Source organism: Armatimonas sp., from assembly GCF_043760365.1.
GTDB lineage: Bacteria > Armatimonadota > Armatimonadia > Armatimonadales > Armatimonadaceae > Armatimonas.
On record NZ_JAYUPA010000214.1, the window covers coordinates 1 to 5,841 of the forward strand.

Below are 5,841 nucleotides of genomic sequence, written 5' to 3' on the forward strand. Positions count from 1 at the left end.
GATGCGGGCAAGCACGTGGTGACCGACAAGATCATGTGCCTCTCGCTGGACGAGTGCGACACGATGCTCGCCGCCGCTGAGCGTAACAAGAAGCTGCTCACAGTCTTTCAGAACCGACGCTGGGACGGCGACTACTTAACAGTCAAGCACCTCATGCAGAGCGGCGAGCTGGGCAGTGTGCGCTGGATGGAGCTGGCCTGGCAGGGCTTCGGGGCGTGGGGCGGCTGGCGCGGCGCGGCGGCGATGGGTGGGGGGCGTTTCTTCGATCTGGGAGCGCATCTCGTGGATCAGTTGCTCACACTGCAAAACTCCCCCGCCGAGAGTGTGTACTGCCGCCTGCGCCGCGACTACGATGCCAGCGATATTGACTCCGAGGCGCTGATTGTCATTACGTTTGCCAACGGAGCCACCGGAATCGCGGACCTCTCGGGGATGAGTGCGATCTCCAAGCCACGTTTTCGCGTGCATGGCAGCCGCGCCACTTTTGTGAAGTACGGCCTGGACCCGCAGGAGAAAGCCATGATCGCCGGAGATATAGACAGCGCTGTGGAGCCGCCTGAGAACTACGGTCTCCTCCACGATGGCAAGAACGAGCGCAAGATCACCACACTTCCAGGCCACTGGCGCAGCTTCTACGAGAATGTCGCCGAGCATCTTGCCGGAAACGCGCCTATCGCCGTTCCCCTCGCGGACTCCCGCGCCGGGATGCAGGTGATTGATGCCGCGCTGAAATCGGCGGCAACAGGTGAGGTCGTGCGGCTCCCCCGGTTATAGAACCCAGTAGCGGAGCAGTGTCTGCACCGAGAGCACGATTCCTATCAGGATCACGAGCTTGCGGACATTGCTCGCGCCGAGCCTGCGCGCTCCCCCAACCCCCAGCCAGCCGCCCAGCATCGCCCCGACCGTCATCAGGGCGGCGATCTTTAGATCCACCTTGCCATTAAGTAGCAGCACCACGGAGGCGACCACATTCAGCCCTCCCGTGAAGACCGTCTTGAGGCCGTTCATTTTATGGATATCGGTCATCCCGAGCATACCCAGCGCAGCCAGCGTCAGAATTCCGATCCCTGCCCCAAAGTAGCCACCGTAGACCGCCACACAAAGTAAGTAGGCCGCAATTCCCGGTGTGATGTGCTCCAGTGCGCCCTCTGTGGGGGCTTTCCCGAGTTTTTTGAGCTTGTCTTGAAAAGCAAAGAGCAGTGTCGCGGCAAGAATCAGAAACGGGATCAGGCGATCAAAGAGGCGCGTCGGGGTGGCAAGAAGCAAGAATGCCCCGACAGTTGCCCCGACCAGCGCGAGCAGCGCCAGGGGGAGCATGAGATGACGCAAGTTCGCCAGCTCTTTTCGGTAGCCCAAAAACGACGTCAGCGCGCCCGGAGCCAGCCCGGCGGAGTTGGTGGCATTGGCGGCAATAGAGTCTAGCCCCCCGGACAGAAGCACGGGAAACGTCAGCAGTGTCCCGCCGCCCGCCACGGAGTTCACCCCCCCCGCCACAAACGACGCCACAAAAACCAGGCCGAGCTGGAGACTGGTCATGGGAGTGTCACTTTAATGTCCAGCGGTTTCTTCTCCCCAAGGCGGCGCAGCCGGATCGTCAGCCCCGTTGTCTCCGCGGCATCCAGCACCTTGAGAATGTCTTCGTCTCGCTGAAGCGTTGAAGTCTTGATGCCATTGAGACTCTCAATCACATCACCGGGCTTGATCCCCGCCTTCTCAATAGGCATCTCCGGGAGTACCGCCGCCACGAAACGCTCGCCGGTCTCGCGGACGATTCCTGTCTGCCAGCCCCACTTGGGGACACGGCCATGGGGAGTAGCCTGGGCAGTCTTTGCGGCAAAAAACTTTCCGTAAGCAACAATCCCAAAGGAGCATAGAATCGCAAACACCGCCCCGATCCAGAGATCGCGCTTCTCCTGCTTGGTGAACGCTCCGTGGCGGACGTTGGCGATCAGCACCGCGAGGCCCATCGGCACCAGCGCGGGCACCGGCAAGCCGGTCGTCTCCACCAGCACCAGTGCGGCCAGAAGCAGTGCGTACATCCAGCGAACGGTGCGCCCCAAGGAAAGCGCCCACTCCGGCTTGAATCGAGGAAGCTGCGCAACCGACGCCAAAAACATCGCAAGAAAGAGTACATCGGCGGGGCCAATAGTCACTGCGGAAACAAGGGGAACAGACTTCGCCCAAGGGGGCACAGGCACATTCCCCCCCGCCCCCACCGAGACCGCCGAGATAATATTGGAGTTGGACTTGAGTACCTGAGCGACCGTCCCCATGCCCACGACCACTAAATCAAAAAAGATAGCAAAGCCCGAGGCCGCGAGCAGCGTGTTGGGATGCTTGATGATGCGCCCCACGGCGGAGCCCACCAGCACCGCACCAATCGGTAAAAAAAGATTGTTAGCCGTCAGGCTCAGGCCGAGCGACGAGGGAAAGTGCCAGTGGTTGGCCAGCAGGACACCGCCCATGGGCAGAGCACAGGCCAGGCCCACCAGCAAGAGAAACGGCGTGCTCTGTTTTAGCTGCGCCGCGCCCCGCGCCAGGAGCAGCAGGGCGGCCAGAAGCGCTGCCAGATAGACTAGGGAGAGAAAATGACTGGGAACGGATCGGGCAGCAGGGAGGTTGGTGTAGGCGCCTGTGTAGCGGTTGACTAGGGTCAGACAAAATGCCGCTAGTGCACCGCCCCCCAGTGCGCCGAGCGCTTGAGTACGGCGTGGTAGGGTGTCCATAGAGGAGGGTAAGGCTGTCATTGGTACCTGTTCATCGGTTCTTCAGTTGGCAAGGATGAGGAATTTAGTATACAATCTAAAGTTGTTGCGTGTCTACGGAGGAAGTTTTGCCTCTCTACCGATGACACAATTAAGGAGTTTTGAATAAGTGGAACCACTGCGAATTGTTATCGCAGACGATGAACCGATCATCCGAATGGACCTCCGGCGAACGCTGGAGAACATGGGCCATATCGTGGCGGGGGAAGCTGGAGACGGTCGTCAAGCGATCGAAGTCACCCGCGAGCTCAAACCGGATGTCGTGATTCTCGATGTGAAAATGCCCCAAATGGACGGGATTGATGCTGCAAAGATCATCTCGACCGAGGGAGTGGCTCCGGTCCTGTTACTCACTGCCTACTCGGATCGCGAGCTGGTAGAGCGTGCCAAGGATGCGGGGGTCTTTGCCTATCTAATAAAGCCCTTCAAGGAGGCGGACCTCATGCCCGCCATCGAGATCGCCATCTCCCGTTTCGAGGAGCTTCTGGAGATCGAAAAGGAAGTGGCGGATCTGGAGAACAAGCTGGAAACCCGAAAAGCGGTTGACCGCGCTAAGGGAATCCTGATGGATCTCTACGGGCTGAAGGAGCAAGATGCCTTCCGCCGTATCCAGGTTCAGAGCATGAACACCCGCAAGTCTATGCGCGAGATCGCCGAGGCGATCATTATCGCGAACTCGGTCTGAGTGTGATTAAACAAACGGTGGAGGAGCTGACACGGCTCCTGGAGCGACGAGAGCACGAGCTGGCAGATGCCCGCCAACGGATTCGTCAGCTTGAAGAGGCGCTCGATGCGCGCGCTTCGGAGGCAGCAGCCCTCCGCCGGATCTCCGAGGCCACCGGACAGGTGGTCACGACCGACGACATCCTCCCTCTGATCGCGGAGATCGCCCTGGAGGTCACCGACACCGAGTCGGCGCTGGTCTATCTTTTTAATGAGTCCGGCGATACCCTCGTCCTACGCGCCACCACCGATGAACCCATCAAACCTATGATCGGGAAGCTACGCCTGAAGGTGGGAGAGGGGATTACGGGCTGGGTCGCCCGCGAGAAAAAGCATGTGGCCCTCGCCTCCGAAGCCTGGAGTGATGAGCGCTTCAAGTTCCTCCCCGATCTCAACGAGGATCTCTACCAGAGTATTCTCTCCGTTCCCTTGATCTGGCGCGGCGAGTGCATTGGGGTGGTTAATGTTCGTACGAAAGCTCCTCACACCTACACCAAGACCCAGGTGCAGCTCCTCTCCGCCATCGCCTCACAGGTCGCAGGCTCGATCCATGCCTCCCGAAAAGTCCGCAATGCCGAGAAGAGCGCTGCCCACCTCTCAACCGTGGCCGAGGTCTCCCGTACCATCACGTCCAATCTCTATCTCGAGGAAATTCTTCAGCTGGCCGTCGCTGCCACGGCGCAGACACTGAACTTTAAAATTGTCGCCCTACGCCTTGTGGATGAGGAAAAGCAGCAGCTCGTGGTCAAGGCCGTCCATGCCGCGTCCAAGGACTACGCTCGCCGTCCGCCCCTGCACATTGGAGAAGGGCTGGCGGGAAAAGCGGCGGAGACGGGCAAAGTGGTCACCGTGCTGGATGTCAAGAAGTCTCCAGATTACAAGTTCGGTGATATCGCCCGTGAGCAGAACCTTACCAGCCTCGCTTGCGTCCCGCTAAAAGTGCGTGACCGGGTCATTGGGGTACTTAATTGTTACACGGACCGCCCCCATGAGTTTACAGAGAGCGAGCTGGCCGTTCTCTCTACTCTGGGCAACCAAGTCGCGGTGGCAATTGAGAACGCCAAGCTAATGGTAAAAGGCGCCCTCTTACAGGAGATGCACCACCGGGTAAAAAATAATCTTCAGCAGATCGCCAGCCTCCTGCGCCTGCAAAAACACTACGCGGGAGATCGGCCCGCCACGGAAGTTCTGGAGGAGTCCATTGGCCGCGTGATGGCCGTCGCCGCCGTGCATGAGCTACTCTCCCGCGAGGACCTAGACACGATCTCAATCCGCAGAGTCGCCGAACAGATCGTCCAGGCTACCAAGCAGAGCCTCACGCTGCCCAACAAGCACATTGAGTTTCGTGTGGAGGGCCCCGAGCTGCGTCTCTCCAGTCATCAGGCAAACTCCGTCGCACTCATTCTCAACGAGATGGTACAAAACGCGGTGGAGCATGGCTTCAAGCAGGCCGATGAGGGCACGATTCTTGTGCGCCTTATGGAAAAGCCTAACGACTGGCTACTCGAAGTGCGCAACACTGGCGACTCCCCGCGCCCGGATTTCAACCCCGATAAGCACCACGATCTGGGCCTCCAGATTATTCAGAGCCTCGTGCGCGGCGATCTCCAGGGACAGTTCACGCTGATCCGCGACGGTGAAGAGACGATCGCCTCGATCCGCTGGCCGAAGACCTAGCTCGTTTTTTAGAGGCGCTTTTTTGCTGCGATATAATGGGAGTTCGTAGAGGCGGATCATGTATACGATTGCTTATTTGGGAATGCAACAGATTGTCATCATCTTGGTGATAGCTTTGCTTATATTTGGACCACAAAAAGTGCCTGAGTTGGGACGACAGATCGGGGGAGCGTTGCGCGACCTCAAGAAGATGTCCAACGAGGTGCAGTCAGCGTTCGACTTAGACGATCATCCAAGCTATGATCGCTACGAGCCACCCACTTATGAGTACACACCACCCGTCAGCACGACGTACAACCATGAGTCTCTGGAGGGCCACGCATCTCTGGATCAATACGGACTGCCTATCGCGTCGGAGCACCACGCTGTAGAATCGGAGCACCATGCTATTGAAGCCGCCCCGACGGTGACAACAGAGGTTGCTGTAGCGACAGATCCCGATAGCTCCCCCCTACCCGAGCTTTCTGCCACCCCTGAGGAAGCAGCGACCGCACCTTCTGAGGAAGCAGCGGTAACGCACACCGAAGTGGCGACGGTATTAGAGGCGGAGACCACAACCCACGTTACCGACGCAAAAGAAGTTACCGGCGCAGACGCTGAGGCGAAAAGCGCTTAAGGAGAAGAATTAAAACGCTATGTTGACCACGACATTTGCCTATTTCACTAGCTACACCGA

At 58.8% G+C, this 5,841-nt stretch carries 5 protein-coding genes and 1 pseudogene; 4 read left to right on the plus strand and 2 right to left on the minus strand.

The features are described from left to right. A partial coding sequence (locus tag ACH2EH_RS05220) for a Gfo/Idh/MocA family oxidoreductase (protein WP_395139606.1) occupies positions 1-774 on the plus strand: 774 nt, incomplete at its 5' end. On the opposite strand, the gene ACH2EH_RS05225 is transcribed toward ACH2EH_RS05220, so the two are convergent. Both ACH2EH_RS05225 and ACH2EH_RS05230 read right to left on the minus strand, forming a co-directional pair. Next, complete coding sequence (locus ACH2EH_RS05225) at positions 769-1,536, minus strand: sulfite exporter TauE/SafE family protein (protein WP_395139608.1); 768 nt, start codon at positions 1,534-1,536, stop codon at positions 769-771. The genes ACH2EH_RS05220 and ACH2EH_RS05225 overlap by 6 nt on opposite strands. After that, positions 1,533-2,747 carry a PDZ domain-containing protein gene (locus tag ACH2EH_RS05230; protein ID WP_395139610.1) on the minus strand — a complete coding sequence of 405 codons (1,215 nt, stop codon included), beginning with the start codon at positions 2,745-2,747 and terminating at the stop codon, positions 1,533-1,535. The genes ACH2EH_RS05225 and ACH2EH_RS05230 overlap by 4 nt, the downstream gene beginning before the upstream one ends. A 127-nt stretch (positions 2,748-2,874) precedes the next feature. Here ACH2EH_RS05230 and ACH2EH_RS05235 point away from each other — a divergent pair, with 127 nt between their 5' ends. The 3 genes and pseudogenes from ACH2EH_RS05235 to tatA all read left to right on the plus strand — a co-directional run. After that, positions 2,875-3,450: a response regulator gene (locus ACH2EH_RS05235; protein WP_309698191.1), complete on the plus strand. Its 576-nt coding sequence runs from the start codon at positions 2,875-2,877 to the stop codon at positions 3,448-3,450. A gap of 2 nt (positions 3,451-3,452) precedes the next feature. Then, positions 3,453-5,165 (plus strand): GAF domain-containing protein, encoded by a 1,713-nt coding sequence (locus tag ACH2EH_RS05240; RefSeq protein WP_395139612.1) that lies wholly within the window; start codon positions 3,453-3,455, stop codon positions 5,163-5,165. Positions 5,166-5,247: 82 nt separating this feature from the next. Beyond that, a pseudogene (gene tatA, locus ACH2EH_RS05245) lies at positions 5,248-5,385 on the plus strand (twin-arginine translocase TatA/TatE family subunit); the annotation flags it as partial. Positions 5,386-5,841 lie beyond the last annotated feature (456 nt).